This is a genomic window from Streptomonospora mangrovi (genome assembly GCF_027604915.1).
GTDB lineage: Bacteria > Actinomycetota > Actinomycetes > Streptosporangiales > Streptosporangiaceae > Streptomonospora > Streptomonospora mangrovi.
The window spans coordinates 40296-59456 of the sequence record NZ_JAJAQC010000026.1 but is presented as its reverse complement, the minus strand read 5'-3'; the positions used below and the strand labels follow the sequence as shown (position 1 = coordinate 59456).

Sequence of the window (19161 nt, the reverse complement as noted above, 5' to 3'; positions counted from 1 at the left end):
TGCCCCGCGCCACAAGGGTTTTCGGGGGAGGTCCGGGCGGCGCGGGGGCAGGTGAGGCACCCTTGGGACATGGAACGTCCGATATCCCGTCTGCCCAAGGCCCACCTGCACCTGCACTTCACGGGTTCCATGCGGCATCCCACCCTGGTCGACCTCGCCGAGAGCACCGGGACGCACCTGCCCAACGCGCTGGTCACCGACTGGCCGCCGCGGCTGAGAGCCACCGACGAGCGGGGGTGGTTCCGCTTCCAGCGGCTCTACGACATCGCCCGCTCGGTGCTGCGCACCCCGGAGAGCATCCACCGGCTGGTGCGCGAGGCGGCCGAGGACGACCGCGCGGCGGGCGCCGGCTGGACGGAGATCCAGGTGGACCCCAGCGGCTACGCCGGCCACTTCGACGGCCTGACCGCCACCCTGGAGCTGGTCCTGGACGCCGTGCGCGCGGCCGAGCGCGCCACCGGACTGCGCATGGGCGTGATGGTCGCGGCCAACCGCACCCGCCACCCCATGGACGCCCGCGCGCTGGCGCGGCTGGCCGCCCAGTTCGCGGGTCGTGGCGTGGTGTCCTTCGGGCTGAGCAACGACGAGCGGCGCGGCCGCGCGCTGGAGTTCGAGGGCGCGTTCCGGATCGCCCGGCGGGCCGGGCTGCTGTCCACCCCGCACGGCGGCGAACTCCAGGGGCCGCGCAGCGTGCGCGAGTGCCTGGACGAGCTGGCCGCCGACCGCGTGGGCCACGGCGTGCGGGCGGTGGAGGACCCCTACCTGGTGGAGCGGATCGCCACCCAGGGCGTGACGCTGGAGGTGTGCCCCACCTCCAACGTGGGTCTGGGGGTGGTGGACCGCCTGGAGCAGGTGCCGCTGCGCCGGCTGTTCGACGCGGGCGCGCCGATCGCGCTGGGCACCGACGACCCCCTGCTGTTCGGGCCGCGCCTGGCCGAGCAGTACCGGATCGCGCGCGAGGTGTTCGGGTTCACCGACCCCGAGCTGGCGGAGCTGGCGCGGATGTCGATCCGCGGGTCGGGCGCGCCGGACTGGCTGAAGAAGGAGCTGCTGGGCGGCGTGGACGCGTGGCTGGCGGCCCCGCCCGAGGACGCCGGCGGCACGGGCGGCTGCGGCGGGGCGGACGAGGCCGGCGGGGGCGGCGCGGCGCCGGCCTGAGCGGGCGCCGCGCGCGGGGCGGCCCGGATCAGCCGGTCACCGCGAGCACGCCCTGGACCAGCATGGCGCCGCCGGCCAGGAAGAACAGCACGGCCGCGCCGATCTTGATGGCGCGCTCGGGCAGCCGCTTGCCCACCACGGCCGCCAGCGCGATGGCGAGCGCGTCGGCGGCGACCATCCCGGCCGTCGAGCCGATCCACACCGGCAGCCAGTCGTACTGGGTGCCCACGGTGATGGTGGCGAGCATGGTCTTGTCGCCCAGTTCGGCCACGAAGAACACCGCCGCCACGGTGATCAGCCCGGAGCGGATGCGCCGGGAGGCGGCGCGCGCCTCGTCCTTGTCGGTCAGCTCGTCGCCGATGAGGGTCCATACGCCGAACACGACGAACGCGACGCCCGCGATGAGGGTCAGCCAGTCGGTGGGCAGGGCCAGGCCGAGCACCTCGGCGATGAACACGCTGAGGCCGTGCACGGCGAAGGTGGCGATGGTGATGCCGAGGAGGACGGTGGCGGCGCGGTAGCGGCTCGCCAGCGACATCGCGACGAGTTGGGTCTTGTCCCCCATTTCGGCGATGAATACGGCGGCGGCGCTGATCGCGGCGGCGGAAAGGAATCCCATGGGGTCTCCGTCTGCGTGAAACCAGGCGGATACGGCTCCGGCCCGGACGAATACGACTGCCAGGCCGAAGGTCTCGTCCGCCTCGCCCGGGGGCGTCGGCTCACGCGACCGGGCAGGTGGAGGGCACCGCCAGTGTGTCGACCGCGTGGATCGGGGACTACTCCCCCTCGACGAATTCGATATTAGCAGCGCAATTTCCAGACGCAATTCCTGGGCGATCCGATGTGTTTGCCGACGCGCGGCGAATAACGGAGTTCGGCGCGCCGAAGAAAAAAGGTCGGCATTCTCTGGGGGCGCGGCGCCCGGATTCGGGCGGGTTCGCCGGGCGCGGAGGAGCATCCGGGGCGGCGGTGGGGGCGGGCGCGCGCGGCGGCGCCGCCGGGCGGGCGACCGGACGCGAAACAGGCGGGCGCCGGGCCGGGCGGGGGCAGGTGGTCCCGCAAGCGCGGGAGCGCGGCACCGCCAGGGGACGAGCGCGAGACCCGGGAGCCCGCGCGCACCGGAGCAGGGCGCGGCCAGGCACCGGGCCGACCGCCGGAACCGGCTGCCTCAGTCGGCGCCGGCGCTGAAAGCGGCCTACAGCGACACGCCCACCATGACCGGCTCGTTGACCAGGGTCACCCCGAACGCCTTGGCCACCCCGGCGCGGACCTCGCGGGCCAGGCTGAGCAGGTCGGCGGTGGTGGCGCCGCCGGGGTTGGTGAGGGCCAGGGTGTGCTTGGTGGAGATGCGGGCGGGCGAGCCGTGGCCGCGGGCGAACCCGGCGCGGTCGATTAGCCAGGCCGCCGACAGCTTCACGCGGCCGTCGGGGCCGGGGTGCGCGGGCGGCTGGACGTCGGGGCCGAGCAGGTCGGCGGCGCGCCGGGTGAACTCGGCGTAGTCCTCGGGGTCCAGCACCGGGTTGGTGAAGAACGATCCCGCGCTGCGGGTGTCGGGGTCGTCGGGGTCGAGCACCATGCCCTTGCCCCGCCGCAGCTCCAGCACCGTCGCGCGCGCCTCGGCCAGCGGCACCCGGGCGCCCGCCTCGGTGCCGAGCGCGCGGGCGACCTCGGCGTAGCGGATGGGCCGGCTCAGCGGGGAGCGGGTCAGCTCGAACACGACCTCGCACACCACGTGGCGGTCGGCGCCCTTGAAGACGCTGTCGCGGTAGGCGAACCCGCACTCGGCGTTGGTCAGGGTGCGGCGCTCGCCGGTGCGGCGGTCATAGACCAGCACCTCGGCGATGGTCTGGCTGACCTCCTGGCCGTAGGCGCCCACGTTCTGGATGGGGGTGGCGCCCACCCGGCCGGGGATCCCCGACAGGAACTCCACGCCGCTCAGCCCTTCGGCGACGACCCGCTGGACCAGGGGGTCCCAGTGCACGCCGGCCGCCGCGCGCACGCGCACGCGGTCGCCGCCGGCCTCGGTGAACTCCACGGCCTGGGAGTCGGCGTGCACGACCGTGCCGGGGAAGCCGTCGTCGGAGACCACGAGGTTGCTGCCGCCGCCCAGCACGAGCAGGGGCTCGCCGGCGGACTCGGCCTCGGCGACCGCCGCGACCAGTTCGTCGGTGTCGCGCGCGACGCGCAGCCGCGCGGCCGGACCGCCCAGGCGCAGGGTGGTGTAGTCGGCCAGCGGGACGCCGGTCAGGACGGGCGCGGAGTCGGCGGGACCGGGACGGGACACGGGCAACCTCTGCGGTAGGGGCCGGGCCGGGGCCGCCGGGCGGCTGCTTGCGCCGCGCGGCGGCCCGCGCGGTCAGGCCAGGCGGACGACGGCGGTGGAGCGGGCCAGGACCTTGGCGCCGCCGGAGCGGGCGGTCAGGGCGACGCGCACCAGGTTGCCGTCGAGCTTCTCCTTGACGACGCCGCTGACGGTGATCTCGGCGCCGGTGTCGTCGTCGGGCACCACCACGGGCGCCGAGAAGCGCACCTTGTACTCGACCAGGGCGCCGGGGTCGCCGGCCCAGTCGGTGACCAGGCGACCGGCCTGGGCCATGGTGAACATGCCGTGGGCGATCACGTTGGGCAGGCCCACCGACTTGGCGGTGCGCTCGCTCCAGTGGATCGGGTTGAAGTCGCCGGAGGCGCCGGCGTAGCGGACGAGGTCGACCCGGCGCACCGGGAAGGCGCGCTCGGGGATCTCGGTGCCGACCTCGACGTCGCCGTAGGCGATGGCGGCGGTCATACGGCGCTCCCCTCCTGGGCGGCGGTGCTCGCGGCCGGCGCGGCCGCGGCGGCGCCCCCGCGCACGACCAGCATGTTGACGGCGGTCACCACGTGCTCGCCCTCGACGGTGCGCATCTCGCTTTCGAGGGTGATCAGCTCGTTGCCGCCCAGGGCCGAGACGGAGGCCACGCGGGTGAGGGTCTCGACGACGTCGCCGGCGCGCAGCGGGCGCCGGTAGGCGAAGCTCTGGTCGCCGTGGACCACCATCGAGAAGTCGATCCCGAGTTCGGGGTCGACCACCGCCTGCGACATGCCCTCCATGCCCATGATGACCGGGAAGGTCGGGGGCGCGATGACGTCGGGGTGTCCGTGGGCACGGGCGGCGTCGGCGTCGGTGTAGACCGGGCTGGTGTCGCCGATCGCCTCGGCGAACTCCCGGATCTTGCCCCGGGTCACCTCATAGGGCTGCGGGGACCGGTACTCCCGGCCCACCAGGTCGCGGTTGATCGCCATCGGCTCCCTCTCACCTGCGTTGTCCGGCCGCGTGCCGCGGGCGAGTCACACACTAGTGGCCCAGCGAGCCGGATCGCTCACTGGGCTGGGGACCACGCGCCGGTGCGGCCTCGCGCCCGGGCACCGGACCCGCGGGGCGCCGGGGACGGCGCGGCCTGCTAGCGGGTCTCGCGGTGCTCGCGGTGCTGACGGCAGTTCGGGCAGAACTTCTTCAGCGCCAGGCGGTCGGGGTTGTTCCGCCGGTTCTTGCGCGTGATGTAGTTACGGTGCTTGCACTCCTGGCAGGCCAGGGTGATCTTCGGCCTGACGTCGGTGGTAGCCACGTCGGAGTGCCTTTCTCACGGGAAACAACGGGACACAACTGCACGCCCACGCGCCCGCCCGGGGACCGGGCGGGGGGACGGTGCCCCGAGGACGGGACGACCGAAGGCGTGGGCAGTAGCGGAGGCCGGACTCGAACCGACGACACAACGATTATGAGCCGTTTGCTCTACCAACTGAGCTACTCCGCCGCGGACCGGGTTGGGGCGGCCCTGGAAGCCAGGGTACCGGAACCCGGACAGGCCGGAGAACAAGGTTTCTCCGGTCGTATACCACCTGAGTGGTCCGGAACCTCAATCAAGTGGTGGAGCCCCTTTACGGAATCGAACCGTAGACCTTCTCCTTACCATGGAGACGCTCTGCCGACTGAGCTAAAGGGGCGCGCATCTGCGGTTTCGGCCCCTGGGGGCTTTCCGCCGCTCGCGTTGATGTTGACTATACAGGGCTTCGGGGGTGCTCTGCCAAATCGGATACCGGGCGCCCGCGCCCGCTCATCCGGCGCCCCGCAGCGGGTCCGCCTGCGGCGCCCCCCACGGGCCGGGCGCGCCCGGCGGCGCGGCCGGTCCCCCCGACCCGGCGGCGCCCCCGCCGGTGCGGTCGGTGTCGGCCACCCACACGTTGGACATGGCGTCGCGCTGGATGCGCCGGATGTCGGCGGGCAGCCCGAGCCGGTGCAGGGCGTCGGGCAGCCGGGTGTCGTGGGTGAACACCACGAGCTGGCGGTGGCGCCCCACCTCGGCCAGCACCGCCGACAGCCCCTCGACCGTCTCGGTGTCCATGGCCTGCACCGGGTCGTCCAGCAGCAGGAACCCGAACGGGTTGTCGGGCACCAGCGTGCGCGGCAGGCAGATCGACAGCGCCAGCGCCTGGAACTCGCCCTGGCTGAGCAGGCCGGGCGAGGTGCCCTCGCCCTCCACGCCGTCCACGGCGACGTCCACGGCCACCCGGCGGCGGGCGCCCCGGCCCACCAGGCGCAGCGCCTCCAGGTCGATGCGGCGCTCCTGGCGCAGCCGCTGCCACACGTGCTCGGCCTGGGCCGCCAGCGGGCGCAGCCGCTCGGCGCGGATCTCGCGGGCGATCCCGGTGAACCACTCCAGCGCCTGCTCGGCCGGGCGCAGGGCCTCGCGCGCCGCCGTGGCCGCGCGGGCGTCCGCCACCCAGGCCGCCAGTTGGTCGGCGAGGTCGGACCAGCCGTCGGTGGGGTCGTCCAACTGCTCCCCGGCGGCCTTGCGGGCGGCCACGGCGGTGGCGCGCAGCCGCCGCCCCACGGTCTCGATGTGCTCGGCGAGCTGCGTGAGGTCGGTGATCTCCATGCCGGCCTCCCACTCGGCCCACACCCGGCCCAGCTCGGAGTCGGGCGGCAGCCAGGCCGGCATCGGGGCCATCAGGAATCGGGCCTGGTCGCGGGCGCTGTCGGCGCGCTCGTAGGCGGCGGCCGCGCCCGCCGCCGCCGGCTCCAGGCGGCGGATCTCGGCCTCGGCGCGGCGCACCCAGTCGCCACCCAGGGCGCCGCCGGCCCCGCAGGTGGGGCAGTCGGTCTCGGCGGGGTGGCGGCGGTGGTGCTCCAGCGCCCGGCGCAGCAGGTCGGCCACGCCGCGCGCGCGGTCGCCCTTGGTGCCGGCGGCCATGGCCAGCTCCATGGCGGCGCCGCGCAGCTCGTTGACGACGTCGGTGAGCAGGGCGCGCTCGGGCACCGACAGCCGGCGCAGGCGGCGCAGCACCAGGTGCTGTGCGGGGTCGGCCGGGCCGTCGTCGGCGGCGATCTGGGCCAGCCGGTCCAGGTCGATGGCGGGCGCGGTGAGGAGCTGGGCGGCCAGCGCGGCGCGGCGGTCGGTGGAGGCGCGCAGCCGCTCCAGCAGGTAGCCGTGCTCGCGGCCGGGCCGGTCGCGCCGCTTGGCGTAGCCGTCGCAGGCGCGGGCCAGGCGGCGCTCGGCCTCGGTGAGGTCGGTCAGGCCCAGCAGCGCGGTGAGGGTGTCGTACAGCTCGGCGGCGCGCCCGGTGACGGCGCGGCCGAGTTCGTCGTAGGACAGGAACGGCCGGTAGCGGGACAGCTCGGGGTCCCAGCCCATGCTGCGCAGCGGCACGGCGGCGCCGTCGGGGCCGACCACCTCGCCGCGGGCCGAGCGGACGCTGTCGCCGCCCCAGACCCGGGTGACGCGGGTGGGGCCGCGCTCGCCGGCGAGCTGGAGTTCGACGGTGATCTCGGTGCGCTCGTCGAAGTGCAGGTTGCGCCAGCCGTCGCGCCAGCCGGCGGGCATGGCGTCCCAGCGCAGGTTGCGGCCGGTCAGCGCGGCCTCGGCGGCCTCGGCGAAGCTGGACTTGCCCGAACCGTTGCGGCCGACGATCACGGTGAGGCCGGGGCCCGGGGCGAACTCCAGGGCGGCGGGGCGGCCGATGCCGCGGAAGCCCTGGACCTCGATGCGGCGCAGGAACGCGCGGCGCGCCTGCCCGGGGGGCGGGAGCCGGCGGGGGTCCTCGGCCTGGTCCAGGACCGGCCAGGGGATGTCCTCGCCGCGGGCGCAGGCGTCCACGGCGTCGTCGCCGTGCAGGGCGGCCAGCACCCAGCGCCGGGCGGCGGGGTCCAGGCCGGAGTCGGCGAGGCGGTCGAGGAGGGAGCGTGCGGCCACCGCACTGCTGTCGTACCGGCGCGGGGCAGCCCCGGTGGAGGTCGCAGGCCCTGTCGTCACTGTCGTCACCACACACCCGCTCGATTGTTGGCCTTGCACGTCAGAGTAGGACAAGGTCGGGCGAAAGCAGTAGGTCGGGGCGGGCGGCGCGGGCGGCCCCGGTCACACCCCCACGAGCTTGCGGCGGCTGCCGTCCCAGGTGAAGTGCAGGGTCGCGATCCCGGGCACGGCGGGGTCGCGCAGGCACTCGTAGATGTCCAGGCTCGGCACACTCGGGAAGCACCCCCAGACGCGCTCGGAGGTGAGCACGAAGTCCAGGTCCAGCTCGACCAGCAGGCCGAGCAGGCGGCCGTGGGTGGGCTCGTCCACCTTGGCGAACGCGTCGTCCAGCAGGATCAGGCGGGGCGCGGCGGGCGCGTGGGCGGCCAGGGAGCCGAACTGGGCCGCCGCCGCGGCGAACAGCACCAGGTAGGCCACCACGCGCTGCTCGCCCTGGCTGAGGGCGGTGCGGTGGGTGAGGCGACGCTCGCGGTCGGGGTGGGCGGCGTCGGTGACGTAGACGGTGAACGCGAACCAGGAGCGGTAGTCCAGGGCGGCGCGCAACTGGGCGCCGCCGGTGGCGGTGGGGTCGAGGCGGCGGATGGCCTCGATGCAGCGGCGCAGGGCGTCGCGCAGCCGGGTGGTCTCGACCCGGGTGCGCTGCTCGGCGGGTCTGGCCAGCAGCGGCACCACCGCCCGGACGTCCTCGTCGGCGTCGGGGGCCAACTGCCAGTCCAGGCGCACGCCCAGGCCCTGGGAGGTGGTGACGTCGCCCAGCACGTCGTTCATGGTCGAGATCAGCGCGCGCGCCTCGTCGATCTGGCGGGAGAGGTGGCCGGCCAGCTCGCCGAGCAGGTGGCGCTCGAAGGCGTCCTCCTCGCGCAGCAGGGCGGCCTCCTCGGCGGTGGCCACGGCCTTGTCGAGGCGGTCGGCGTAGGCGGTGATGTCGTGGCTGCCGTCGTCGCCGTGGACGGTGAGCCGCTTGACGCCGGCGGGCTCGGTCAGCTCGGTGCGGGCGCCCACGGCGTCGCTGCCGGCCAGGTGGCGGTGCAGCTCCTCGCGGCGGCGCAGGATGCCGCTGTCGTCCAGCTCGCCCTCGGCGGGCTCGCCCAACTCCTTCTCCAGGGCGGTCAGCAGGGCGTCGAGCGCGGCGACGCGGCGGGCCAGGGCGTCGTGGTCGGCGGCGGGCTCCTCGGGCGGCGCGGCGTCGCCGGCCGGATCGGCGGGGGCCGCCGACGCGGTGTCGGCGGGCGCAGCCGGCGCGGTCTCGGCGGCCAGCGGCGCGGCGGACTCCAGCCCGGCCGCCGCCAGCAGCGCGGTGTCGGGGACGCCGTCGGGCCGGGTGATCATGGCGCGCAGCACGTCGCCGGCCGCCAGCGCCCGGCGCGCCTGCTCGGCGCGCTCCAGCACGGCGGTCTCCAGCCGTGTCTCGGCGGCCACGCGCTCGTCGCGGGCGCGCTGGGCCTCGCGCTCCACCTCGGGCAGCCGCGCGGCGGCCTCGTCCATGCGCTCGCGGACCTGGTCGACGGCGGCGGCGATCTGCTCGGGCGCGGCGGCGCGGGCGCGGTCGGTCAGCTCGATCTCGCGCCGCACGGTGATCATGTCGCTGATGGCGCCGGTGCGGGCGTCCTCGGCGATCACGCGGCCCGAGCGGGCCTCCTCCCAGGCGGCGATGTCGGCCTGGTAGTCCTCCAGCAGCACCGCCAGGGCCGCCAGGTCGCGGTGGCCGTCGGCGAGTTGGGCGCGCAGCCGCTCCAGCGCGGCGCGGGTGGCGCGCAGGTCCTCGACGCCGGTGGGCAGGTCGAGGTCGGCGGCCGGCGCGGCCAGGCGGGCGCGCAGCTCCAGCGCTGTGGCGCGGGCCTCGGCGAGGTCCTCGCGGGCGGCGTTGTAGGCGCGCTGGGTCTGGGCCAGCCAGGTGCGGGCGTTGTCGAGCCCGGCCCAGGCCGCCTGGAGGTCGGCGGAGTCGGGCAGGGCGCGGTCGGTCTCCACGAGGGCGGCGTGCAGGCGCTCGATGTCGCCGCGCCGCTCGCCGGCCTCGGCCAGCAGCGCCTCGGCGATGGCGATCCGGCGCTCGGCGTTGGCGCGCTGGCGGTCGCCCGCCTCGGCGCGGGCCTCCTTGCCGATGTACTCGGCGGCGGTCTTGGTGTGGGAGCCGGCGGCCGCGCCCAGGCGCCAGCGGCCGTCGAGGGCGACGGCGGTGGCCACGGGGGGCGGGCTGTCGCGGCGGTGGCGGGGCTCGGGCTCCTCCTCGCCCGGCGCGGGCAGCAGGCCGATGGAGTCGAGCAGGGCCGAGACCGCGCCGGCGGTGGTGCCCGGCGGCAGCGGCTCGGCCGGCACCAGCGCCTCGCGCAGGCTGCGGCCCTTGACCGGGCGGCCGGGCACCAGCACCACGTCGCGGGTGGCGGGGTCGGTGAGGGCGCCGTCAGCGGAGATCCAGGCGGCCAGCAGGCCGGACGCCTCCAGCGCGGCCTCCAGGTTGGCGCGCTCGGCGGCGTGCAGGCCCGAGGCGAAGTCCACGGCCAGGTGGAAGGGGGCCCCGGCGGAGTCGTCGCGCGCGGCGGTGGCCCACGCGGGACGCTCGGGGGCGGCCTCGCCCGAGGCGGCGTCGCGGCGCTCCGACAGCTCGTCCAGCTCGGCCGACAGCTCCCGCTCCTCGCCCACGGCGGTGTCGCGGCGGGTGCGCAGCTCGCGCAGCAGCGGGTCGACGATGCCGTGGGCGTGGCGGGCCACCCGCTCGCCCACGTCGGCGTCGAGCACCCGCAGGGTGTCCTCCAGGGGCAGTTCGACCAGCGACTCCAGCTCGGCCAGCGAGGCGCCCAGGTCGGTGTCGGCGGCGGTGGCGCGCAGCGCGGTGCTCCACTCGCGCACCCGGCCGGCGTAGCCGGCGCTGGCGGCGCGAACGGCGTCGATGGCGGCCTGCTCGCGCTCGCGGGCGCGCTCCAGGGCGGCCTCGGCGGCCTCGGCCTCGCTCGCCAGCGCCGCCTCGCGCTCGTCGGCGGCGGCGCGCTCGGCGGCGCGCACGATGAGGTCGGCCACCACGGCGGCGCGCTCGGCGGCGGCGGTGTCGGCGGCGGCGTAGCGGTCGTGCAGCTCGGCCAGGCGGTCGCGCAGGTCGCCGACGTCCAGGCCGGGCACGGGCTCGCGCTCGACCGCCTGCTCCAGCCCCTCCAGGTTGACCCGGGTGACGCTCTCGCGGGGGGCCAGGGTGGTGGCCACCGGGTGGGGCACCTGGCCCAGGCCGGCGGGGTCGGCCCCGGCGGCGCGCGCGGTCTCGGCCGCCTGGGCGTGCAGGGCGCGCAGCCCCTCCAGCGCGCGGTCGATGGCGGCGGTGTCGGCGGCCATGCGCCGCTTGGCGTGCTCCTCGTTGGTGATGGCGTAGGCGGCGGCGGCCGAGGCGGCCTCGGCGGCGCGGATGTAGGCGGAGACGGCGGCGTCGCGGGCCTGCTGCTCGAAGTCGGTGGACCCGGCGGCGGTGCCCCCGGCGGCGGTGAGGGTGGCGGCGTCGGAGGCGGCGGTGTCGCGGGTGCGGCGCAGCCGGTCGCGCTCCTCCTGCACGGCGCTCTCGGCGGTGACCAGGCGTTCGAGTTCGTCGGTGAGGCGGTCGACCTCGGCGTCGCGGCGGGCGTGGGCGCGGACCTGCTCGCGGGCGGCGCGGGTCTGGGTGCGCAGCGTGCGGTGCAGGTAGCCCCGGTAGTCGGTGAGGAACCCGGCGACCTGCTCGCGCGCGGTGCGCAGCGCCTCCAGGCGGGCGCGGGCCTGTTCGAGGTCGGTGATGTTGCGCGCCATCTCGTCCAGGACTCCCTGGTCCATGGGCGGCAACGCCTCGGCCAGCACCGACACCAGCTCGCCGGCCTCCAGGCGCTCGCCGATGGTGGGGCGGCGCAGCCGGTAGAGCAGGTGGATGAGGTTGCGGTAGCGCACGGGGTCGTCGATGCCGAACAACTCGCGCATCACCCGGGCGCGGTAGGGCACCGGGCTGTCGTAGCAGTTGTCGGGGCCGACCTCGGTGCGCAGCCGGTCGATGGGCATGGGGCGGCCGTCGGCGATCAGCTTCAGGTCGGCGCCGAGTTCGCGCTCGGTGACGAAGAACACGCTGCGGGCGTCGGCGCCGGGCGAGGCGGTGACGGCCGCGCCCAGGGTGACGCGGGCGGGCTGGGCGGCCTCGGGGGTGTCGGGGTCATCGGCGGCGGCGCCCCGGGTGAACTCCACCCACAGATAGCCCAGGGTGGAGGCGGCGGGGGCGCCCTCGCCCTCGGTGCCGTCGGGGTCCTCGGCCGCGCGGGCGGGCTCGCGGCCCTCCAGCAGCAGCCAGCGCAGGCTGGTGCGGCTGCTGCCGGTGGTGTCGAGGCGGCGGGCGTCGCCGTCGAGCAGGAACGGCAGCAGCATCTCCAGCGCCTTGGACTTGCCGGCGCCGTTGCGGCCGCGCAGCAGCAGCCGGCCCTGGGCGAAGTCGAAGACGTGGTCGTCGTAGTGCCAGACGTTCTGGATGCCGGCGCGGTTGAGGCGGTAGCGGCCGGGGCGGCGGCGCTCGGTGTCGGTCAGGTCCTCGGCCGGCGGCTCGGGCCGGGGGTCGGGCTCGGCCGGTGCGGCGGTGGGCGGCTGCTGGGCGCCGAGCAGGTCGCCGGGACGCAGGGCGTCGGCGATGGAGGCGCGGCGCCGGGCCTCGGCGCGCGCCGCCGCGTCGGCCTCGGCCGCCGGGGCGCCGGGGGCGCCCAGCGGGTCGCCGTCGCCGCCCAGGGGCGGCGGTTCGGCTCGCCCGTTCGCGTTGGCGGCGGTCATCGCCCGTCCTTTCGCTCTGTGCCGTGTGGGGTCGCGCCACCGGGGCGGTCCGGGGCCGCGAAGACCCGGCGCGGCTGGGGACCGCGCGGACCCTGCCATTGTTCCGGATGCCGCGAGTGGTCCTCGTGGGCTCCCCCGCGCGCGGGGGTGTGCGGGGTCACAGGGCGCTTCCGGGGGCGGCCTGCGGCGCGGGGCGGCGGTGGCGCCCGGTGTCGTCGGCGGACGCGCCCGGGGGGCCGTCGGGGGCGGGGGCGGCGGAGGGGCGGCCGCCGTAGCGCGCGGCGGCGGCCAGCAGCCACCACCCCGAGCGGTCGCCGGCGTCGGGGCGGGGGTGGTGCATGAGCCGGGTGTCGCACAGCAGCCGCAGCACGCGGGCGGCCAGGGTGGCGGGGTCGGGCTCGTGGCGCAGCGCGGTGCGCTCGCCCCCGCCGGCGGTCTGGGCGGCGGTGACGCGCGCCAACTCCTCCTCCAGCACGTCGGCGGGTACCTCGACCCGGGTCTGGGGGGCGGCGGGCCGCAACCGGGCCACCAGGCGCTCCACGAGCAGCAGCGCGGCCTGGCCCACCGGCCCGGCGCTGGGGAAGGCCGCGACGGCGTCGGCGCCGGTGTCGCCCGGCATGATCAGGGCCACGCCCTCGGCGCGGATCTCGGCGTCGCAGCCCAGCAGGTCGCCGAGTTCGGCGACGGCCCGCCACTGGTGGGCGGCCAGGCGGCGGCGCTGGCGCTCGGAGAGGTCGGCGCGGTAGACCACGGCGGTCTCGGCGAGCGCGCGGCGCAGGGCCACCTCTCCGGCGTCCTCGCCGGCGGGGTCGGTGGCGTCCATGTCGGCGACGAACGCGGCGGGGTCGTCGGTGGCGTGCGGCGGGTGGGCCACCACGCGGCGCACGACGTCGTGGTGCACGGCCAGGTGGACCTCGTGGGAGGAGTCGGCGGCGTAGGCGGGCAGCCGGCCCTGCTCCTCGCTGAGGGCGCCCCAGTCGGCGAGGCGGCGCAGCGCGGCGGCGAAGGCGCGGCGCTCGCCCATGCGGCGGCGCGGGTCGAGGTCGAGGCCGGCCTCGGCGGCGGCGGCGCTGACGTCGGCGGCCAGGCCGGCGGCGGTGAGGCGGGCGGGCGCCTCGACCAGCACGGCCAGGCTCAGCGCGAGGTAGCTGTAGGTGCGCGGGGAGAAGTAGGCGCCGCTGGGGCGGGTCAGCGGACGGGTGGTGCCGCTCACCAGCCCGGTCTTGACCAGCCGCGCGTGGTCGGCGGCAACCTTCAGCTCATAGCCCAGGACGCGGCGGAAGCGCTGGATGAGCCAGTCGGAGTGGGAGCGGATGACCGCGAAGTCGTCGGGGTGGGTGCGGGCGGTGACTATGGGGTCGGCGAGCAGCCGCCGGGCGGCGGCCTGGCGCTCGCCGATCAGGGCGATGTCGTCCGTTGCCGTCACGGTGGTCGCCACCTCCTTACGTCGCTGGGTCGCCTGGGCGGTCGCGGGCGGTTCCGGCGGTGCGGGGCCGCCGGTGCGCTGTCATGCCTGGCGGGCCAGCGGCAGGCCGGTTCCCGCCGCGGGCGTGGGGCGGCGGTGGGGGTCGTCCGCCTCGGGGTCGAAGGGGTCGTCGGCGGCGGCGAAGGGGGTGACGACCAGCCGCAGGCCGTCGAGCGCGAGGTCGCCGCCGGACCCGCGCAGGGTGAGGGCGGAGTCGGGGTCGTGGCGCACGTGCAGCCGGATGCCAAGTTCGAGGTCGCCGGCCGAGACCGGGCCGCGCGTGGCGTCGCCCGAGCCCAGCGCGGCGGTCAGCAGCTCCATCAGCACGCCCATGGCCGCGCTGGACAGGCGGATGCGGGAGTCGCGGCCGGTGGCCTCGGCCAGCACGCGGTGGACCTCCTGGGCGGCCGAGCGGCGCCAGTGCGCGGAGGACTCGGCGGCGTCGCGCAGCCGGGCGCGCTGCTCGGTGTGGTCGCGCACGGGGTCGGCGGGCAGCGCGCTGGTCAGCCGGGCGGCGGCGATGTCGGCCAGGGGCGCCTGCCACCAGCTCGTGGTGGCGGCCACGGACTCCTCGCCCGCGCCGCCCAGGTGCGTGGCGCCGTGCGCGGCGAAGGCGGCGGTGTAGATGCGGTGCGCGGTGTCGGCGTCGGCGCCCTCGAACCACGCGGCCAGGCGCAGCAGGGCCGCGCGGCCGTGCCGGGGCACGGGGCCGTCGGCCGGCGTGCCGGCCGTCGCGCGCAGCCGCTCCCAGGCGTCGGCGGCACTGCCACCGGCGCCCACCGTCCTCACCCGATCCGCTGAGTCACCCACAACTCAGCAGACTAAAGACCCCCGGCCACCGACGCGGCCCGAACGCCCCCATCGGGGGGGTCGAGCGGCCGGATTTCCCAGCGGTGACCTGCGATTTCCGGTCATTCGTATTTCTTCGGGCGGTGTCGAGGACCCCCGCCGCGGGGCGCCGCGGCGGGCCGCCCGCAGGGGATGGCGGAGGGCGCCCTGGAGGGCGCGCTGGAGGGGGCGCGCGGGTGCCCCGGAGGCCGCCCGGAAGGCGGCGGCGGGAAGCTCCGGCGGAAACGCCGGAGGCCCCCCGGTGCCCGCGCGAGGCGGGGCACCGGGAGGCCCGGGCTGTCATGCGGCGCGGTGCCGCGTGATCAGCGGCCGTCCCCCCGGGGCTCGGGGATCGCGTTGTACGCGTCCTGCGAGCTGAGGTTGGTCAGGGACGGCCCGTTGACGCAGTCCCCCGTGGTCTGCGGGGACAGCACCGGAACGTTGGCGCCGAGAACGGCGGCGTTCACGTTGCACAACTCGATCGGCAGCACCTGAAGGTTCTGGTTGAACTGCTGATCGGCGTCGTGGTCCTCGGCCTGCGCCGGACCGGCCAGGAGCAGGAGGCCCATGGCGGCACCGGCGAGCAGACCGGCGACGGTCACCTTGCGCGGCATCGAGACCCCTAGCGCCCGACGTTGGTGCCGACGGAGCCGTTGGTGCAGTCGCCGGTGGTCTGCGGCGACAGGACCGGCACGTTCAGACCCAGCACGGCGATGTTGGCGTTGCACGCCTGGATCGGGACGAGCTGGAGGTTCTGGTTGTACTGCTGGTCACCGGAGCCGGTCGCCGCGGACGCGGGCGAGGCGGCGAGGACGGCACCCAGGGCCGCACCGGCGATCAGGGTGCTGATTCCGAGCTTGCGCAGCATGTGTGCTCCCTCTCCTCTTACTTCTTGCCGGACTCGACGTTGGCGCCGACCGAGCCGTTGGTGCAGTCGCCCGTGGTCTGCGGCGACAGGATCGGCACGTTGACGCCGATGACGGCGCCGATGTTGGCGTTGCAGACCTGGACGGGAATGCCCTGCAGGTTCTGGTTGTACTGCTGGTCACCCGAGTTGGTGGCGGCGGAGGCGGGCGAGGCGGCCACAACGGCGCCCAGGGCCGCACCGGCGATCAGGGTGCTGATTCCGAGCTTGCGCAGCATCGAGAATTCCTTTCTGCTGGAAAAGTCAGTGAGGTCGATGGACCGCTTGCCGTGCGGGCGCGCCGCGCGGGCGCGATTGTCACGGCGTCGCGGACCGGAGCTACTTGGCGGCGTTGGCGCCGACGGGGCCGTTGATGCAGTCGCCGGTGGTCTGCGGCGACAGGACCGGCACGTTCGCACCCAGCACGGCGATGTTGGTGTTGCACAGCTGGATCGGCACCAACTGGAGGTTCTGGTTGAACTGCTGGTCACCCGAACCGGTGGCGGCCTGGGCAGGGCCGGCCATAAGCACAGCGCCCATCGCGGCACCGGCGATCAGACCCGCGGCGGCAAACTTCTTCAGCACGATTCCCCCGGTAATTCAAACGAGGTTGATTGGAGAAGGCGCGGCAAGGCGCCCGATGTCGTGGTGGACTGGAGCAATCATCGACCCCGCAAAAGGATTTTGTCAACGCCAAAAACCGCGAAAGCAATATGTCCGTTTAGTCCACAGTGAGCAATTGACTCGAAAATGACAGAAAACGCGGAAATTTAATTTCCCCGTTCTTCCCAATCGCTTTGCATGTCCGTTGCGCACCGCTATCTCCGCTGGCGACAGCTTTGCCCTTGGCATTCCGGGCATAGCCCCGCCGCCATCCCCCGACACGCGCCGCGCGGCCCCACCGGCCCACAGGAAGAGGGGGCACCGGCGGAAACCCCGCACGCGCACCCAGACGGCCGCTCACCCGTTCCGGCCATGACGAAACCCGCACCCGCCATCACGCCGAGCGCGCCACAGAAGAAGAAAAAGAAGGGGAAAACCCACCCCAGGATGCTCGCCCCCACCAGGGGCACACCGGCGGGCTCCAACCGGAGGAGAAATCCCAGCCGACCCCACCCCACACCACGGCCAAACGCCGCCGCGCAACCACCCCGACCCTAGCCCACAGCCCTCCAGCCCACAGCGATATCCCCAAACTCGCCCCACCAAAGGGGGAAAACCAATCGCTCCCGCCCATAGGCACCGGGCAGTGGCACCGGGCAGTCCGGTAGAACCGTCGAGCATGGGCGACGAACGTCTTCACGGACTCGGCGGTCGACTCCGCGAACTGCGGACGCCCGGCCCGAAGAGGCGGCGATCACCGGAGAGTCCATACGCCAACTGCTACTGCGGATACGCCGGGACTGTGAGGATCGAGCCGGGCGGAACCTCGCCGCACACCCGCCGCAGGCATCTCCTGACACTCATACCGGCGCCACCGGCAGGAGGCGGGACTGCATGGTCTCTCGCGTCCGCACCCGGCCCAGCGTGCCCAGTACTTCGGGTACTAGGGCGACCTGGGCATACGCCGCCCAATCCGTTGGACGCATGTTGGACGGACGCCGTCGTGGAGGTGCTCAAAGGTGCCTACCGCTGCACAGCGGGGAAAGCGAAAACCCCCGCAGATCGCACATCTGTGCTGGTCGTACGGAGGTTCTCCGTGGGTGGCAGGTGCAGGGTTCGAACCTGCGTAGGCTGAGCCGGCGGTTTTACAGACCGCTCCCTTTGGCCACTCGGGCAACCTGCCTGGAGTGCGGCGACTGTTCGTCGCGGCGCACCAGTGAGGATAGCGGACATGCGGTGCGGACACGAAATCGGTTTCGCGTGGCGGGGTGCGGGGGCGTGGGCGGGCGGCGCGTCGCGCGTGGGTGGGGTGGGCACGGCTAAGCTCGGGGGCTGTCGCGACCAGGGGCCGCCGCCAAGGCGGGCGGGGCGCGCGACAGGCAAGCTCGGGTCGCAAACGGCGCGGCCCGTGGATCCGAACCGCTGAAGGTGTGAGCGCACGTGGCCGCTGAATCCAGTTTCGACGTCGTCTCCAAGCTCGACCGGCAAGAGGTCGACAACGCGCTGAACCAGGCGGCCAAAGAGCTTTCCCAGCGTTTCGACTTCAAGGGGACCGGCGCCGCCATCAACTGGCAGGGCGAGCAGGGCGTGGAGATCCGCGCCAACTCCGAGGAGCGCGTCAAGGCAGCCCTCGACGTCTTCAAGGAGAAGCTGGTCAAGCGCGGCGTCTCGCTGAAGGTCCTCGACTCCGACGAGGAGCCGAAGGTGTCGGGCAAGGAGTACCGGCTGGCCATCTCCCTGAAAGAGGGGATCTCGACCGAGGACGGCAAGAAGATCTCCAAGATCATCCGCGACGAGGGCCCCAAGGGCGTCAAGGCGCAGATCCAGGGCGACGAGCTTCGGGTCAGCTCCAAGAAGAAGGACGACCTCCAGGCGGTCCAGACGCTGCTGAAGGAGAAGGACCTCGACGTCGCCCTCCAGTTCGTGAACTACCGCTAGCCGGGCGGCGAAGGAGGCGGGAGAGGCGGCGCCCCGCCTCTCCCGCCTCCTTTTCAGGTGGTGAACGGCGGGCGGGCCGTGGTGCGGTGGTCGGTGATCTCCTGCCAGCGGGGGCCGTAGACCGACTCCCGCACGACCGGGGCCGCCAGGAAGTCGTGCGGGAAGCCGAGGTCGATGCGGCTGACCTCGTCGAGGCGGCGCACCTGGTCCGGGTCGAGGTCCACCTCCAGGGCGGCGAGGTTGGTGCGCAACTGCTCCGCCGTGCGGGCGCCGATCAGCGGGACCACCGTGCCCGGCCGGGTGCGCAGCCACGTGATCGCCACCTGGGCCGGGCTCCAGCCGCCCTCCTCGGCGACCGCCGCGACCTCGGCGTAGATCTCGGCCGTGCGGTCGTGGCCGCCGCCCCAGTCGAACGTGTCGAGCCGCCCGGCCTCGCCCCGCAGGTACTTGCCGGTGAGCCGCCCCTCGGCCAGTGCGCCGAACGCGACCACGCCCAGGTCGAGCGCGGCGGCCATGGGCAGCAGCTCCCGCTCGGGCGTGCGCTCCAGCAGGTTGAGCCGCAACTGCACCCCGGCGAACGGGGTCCAGCCCCGCAGCCGCGCCAGCGTGTCGGCCTGCGCGATCTCCCACGCCGGCCAGTCCGACACCGCGACGTAGAGCACCTTGCCCGCGCGGACCTGGTCGTCCAGCGCCCGCATGGTCTCCTCCACCGGGGTGAGCACGTCGCGGGCGTGCACGTAGAGGATGTCGACGTGGTCGGTGTCCAGCCGGCGCAGGCTGCCCTCCAGCGAGTTCACCAGGTTCTTGCGGTGGCTGCCCCCGGCGTTGAGGTCGGTGGCCGAGGAGCTGCACGTGTACTTGGTGGCCACCACGAACGCGTCGCGGCGGCCCTTGAGCAGCCGGCCCAGGATCCGTTCGGAGGTGCCGTCGGTGTACTGGTCGGCGGTGTCGACGAAGGTGCCCCCGGCCTCGGCGAAGGTCTCGAACAAGCGGGCGGACTCGGCTTCGGAGGCGCCCCACCCCCAGTCGTCGCCGAACGTCATCGCGCCCAGCGCCAGCTCGGAGACGCGCAGGCCGGTGCGGCCGAACAGGGTGTATCGCATCGCGTGTGTCTCTCCATGGGTGTTTCGCGTGTCGCCGCCCCCGTCGGCGGGAGCGGCTTCTCCACCCGATCGCGAAAAGCCCCTGCGCGTCCAAGACCCGCTCTTATAACCTGCCTG

General features: G+C 74.9%; 16 protein-coding genes and 3 tRNA genes. 2 read left to right on the top strand and 17 right to left on the bottom strand.

Translation table 11 applies throughout. From position 1 onward, the window contains the following. Window positions 1-69 precede the first annotated feature (69 nt). On the top strand, window positions 70-1158 hold the full coding sequence (locus LG943_RS15835; RefSeq protein ID WP_270073058.1) for an adenosine deaminase: 1089 nt from the start codon (window positions 70-72) through the stop codon (window positions 1156-1158). A gap of 28 nt (window positions 1159-1186) precedes the next feature. On the opposite strand, the gene LG943_RS15830 is transcribed toward LG943_RS15835, so the two are convergent. The 16 genes from LG943_RS15830 to LG943_RS15755 form a co-directional block, all read right to left on the bottom strand. Continuing rightward, window positions 1187-1777: a TMEM165/GDT1 family protein gene (locus LG943_RS15830; RefSeq protein WP_270073057.1), complete on the bottom strand. Its 591-nt coding sequence runs from the start codon at window positions 1775-1777 to the stop codon at window positions 1187-1189. A gap of 576 nt (window positions 1778-2353) precedes the next feature. Continuing rightward, window positions 2354-3442 (bottom strand): UDP-N-acetylmuramate dehydrogenase, encoded by a 1089-nt coding sequence (locus LG943_RS15825; RefSeq protein WP_270073056.1) that lies wholly within the window; start codon window positions 3440-3442, stop codon window positions 2354-2356. A gap of 72 nt (window positions 3443-3514) precedes the next feature. Then, window positions 3515-3943 carry a MaoC family dehydratase gene (locus LG943_RS15820; RefSeq protein WP_270073055.1) on the bottom strand — a complete coding sequence of 143 codons (429 nt, stop codon included), beginning with the start codon at window positions 3941-3943 and terminating at the stop codon, window positions 3515-3517. Then, on the bottom strand, window positions 3940-4437 hold the full coding sequence (locus tag LG943_RS15815) for a MaoC family dehydratase N-terminal domain-containing protein (RefSeq protein ID WP_270073054.1): 498 nt from the start codon (window positions 4435-4437) through the stop codon (window positions 3940-3942). Before LG943_RS15815 ends, LG943_RS15820 begins: the two co-directional genes overlap by 4 nt. A gap of 158 nt (window positions 4438-4595) precedes the next feature. Beyond that, the gene (gene rpmG, locus LG943_RS15810) at window positions 4596-4760 is read right to left on the bottom strand and encodes a 50S ribosomal protein L33 (RefSeq protein ID WP_179767731.1); all 165 of its coding nucleotides are present in this window, start codon (window positions 4758-4760) and stop codon (window positions 4596-4598) included. A gap of 116 nt (window positions 4761-4876) precedes the next feature. Continuing rightward, a tRNA-Met gene (locus LG943_RS15805) sits at window positions 4877-4949 on the bottom strand. Window positions 4950-5063: 114 nt separating this feature from the next. Then, window positions 5064-5139, bottom strand: a tRNA-Thr gene (locus tag LG943_RS15800). A gap of 110 nt (window positions 5140-5249) precedes the next feature. After that, window positions 5250-7457 carry an AAA family ATPase gene (locus LG943_RS15795; protein ID WP_408648598.1) on the bottom strand — a complete coding sequence of 736 codons (2208 nt, stop codon included), beginning with the start codon at window positions 7455-7457 and terminating at the stop codon, window positions 5250-5252. A 90-nt stretch (window positions 7458-7547) separates the two neighbouring features. Beyond that, window positions 7548-12203: a TIGR02680 family protein gene (locus LG943_RS15790; RefSeq protein ID WP_270073052.1), complete on the bottom strand. Its 4656-nt coding sequence runs from the start codon at window positions 12201-12203 to the stop codon at window positions 7548-7550. A gap of 157 nt (window positions 12204-12360) precedes the next feature. Beyond that, window positions 12361-13629, bottom strand: a complete 1269-nt coding sequence (locus LG943_RS15785) for a DUF2398 family protein (RefSeq protein ID WP_270073051.1) — start codon at window positions 13627-13629, stop codon at window positions 12361-12363. A gap of 81 nt (window positions 13630-13710) precedes the next feature. Continuing rightward, complete coding sequence (locus LG943_RS15780; RefSeq protein WP_270073050.1) at window positions 13711-14478, bottom strand: DUF2397 family protein; 768 nt, start codon at window positions 14476-14478, stop codon at window positions 13711-13713. 341 nt (window positions 14479-14819) lie between these two features. Further along, window positions 14820-15110 (bottom strand): hypothetical protein, encoded by a 291-nt coding sequence (locus LG943_RS15775; RefSeq protein ID WP_270073049.1) that lies wholly within the window; start codon window positions 15108-15110, stop codon window positions 14820-14822. 8 nt (window positions 15111-15118) lie between these two features. Next, window positions 15119-15364: a hypothetical protein gene (locus LG943_RS15770; protein ID WP_270073048.1), complete on the bottom strand. Its 246-nt coding sequence runs from the start codon at window positions 15362-15364 to the stop codon at window positions 15119-15121. Between the two features lie 17 nt (window positions 15365-15381). Continuing rightward, window positions 15382-15639 carry a hypothetical protein gene (locus tag LG943_RS15765; RefSeq protein WP_270073047.1) on the bottom strand — a complete coding sequence of 86 codons (258 nt, stop codon included), beginning with the start codon at window positions 15637-15639 and terminating at the stop codon, window positions 15382-15384. A 100-nt stretch (window positions 15640-15739) separates the two neighbouring features. Further along, the gene (locus LG943_RS15760; RefSeq protein ID WP_270073046.1) at window positions 15740-15985 is read right to left on the bottom strand and encodes a hypothetical protein; all 246 of its coding nucleotides are present in this window, start codon (window positions 15983-15985) and stop codon (window positions 15740-15742) included. A gap of 1119 nt (window positions 15986-17104) precedes the next feature. Continuing rightward, window positions 17105-17186: transfer RNA gene (locus LG943_RS15755), tRNA-Tyr, on the bottom strand. Between the two features lie 257 nt (window positions 17187-17443). Between LG943_RS15755 and LG943_RS15750 the strand changes: the two genes are divergently transcribed. Next, window positions 17444-17941 carry a YajQ family cyclic di-GMP-binding protein gene (locus tag LG943_RS15750; protein WP_270073045.1) on the top strand — a complete coding sequence of 166 codons (498 nt, stop codon included), beginning with the start codon at window positions 17444-17446 and terminating at the stop codon, window positions 17939-17941. A gap of 53 nt (window positions 17942-17994) precedes the next feature. Here the strand turns inward: LG943_RS15750 and LG943_RS15745 are convergent, their stop codons facing one another. Continuing rightward, window positions 17995-19044, bottom strand: coding sequence for an aldo/keto reductase (locus LG943_RS15745; RefSeq protein WP_270073044.1), 1050 nt, complete (start codon window positions 19042-19044; stop codon window positions 17995-17997). Between the last annotated feature and the right edge of the window lie 117 nt (window positions 19045-19161).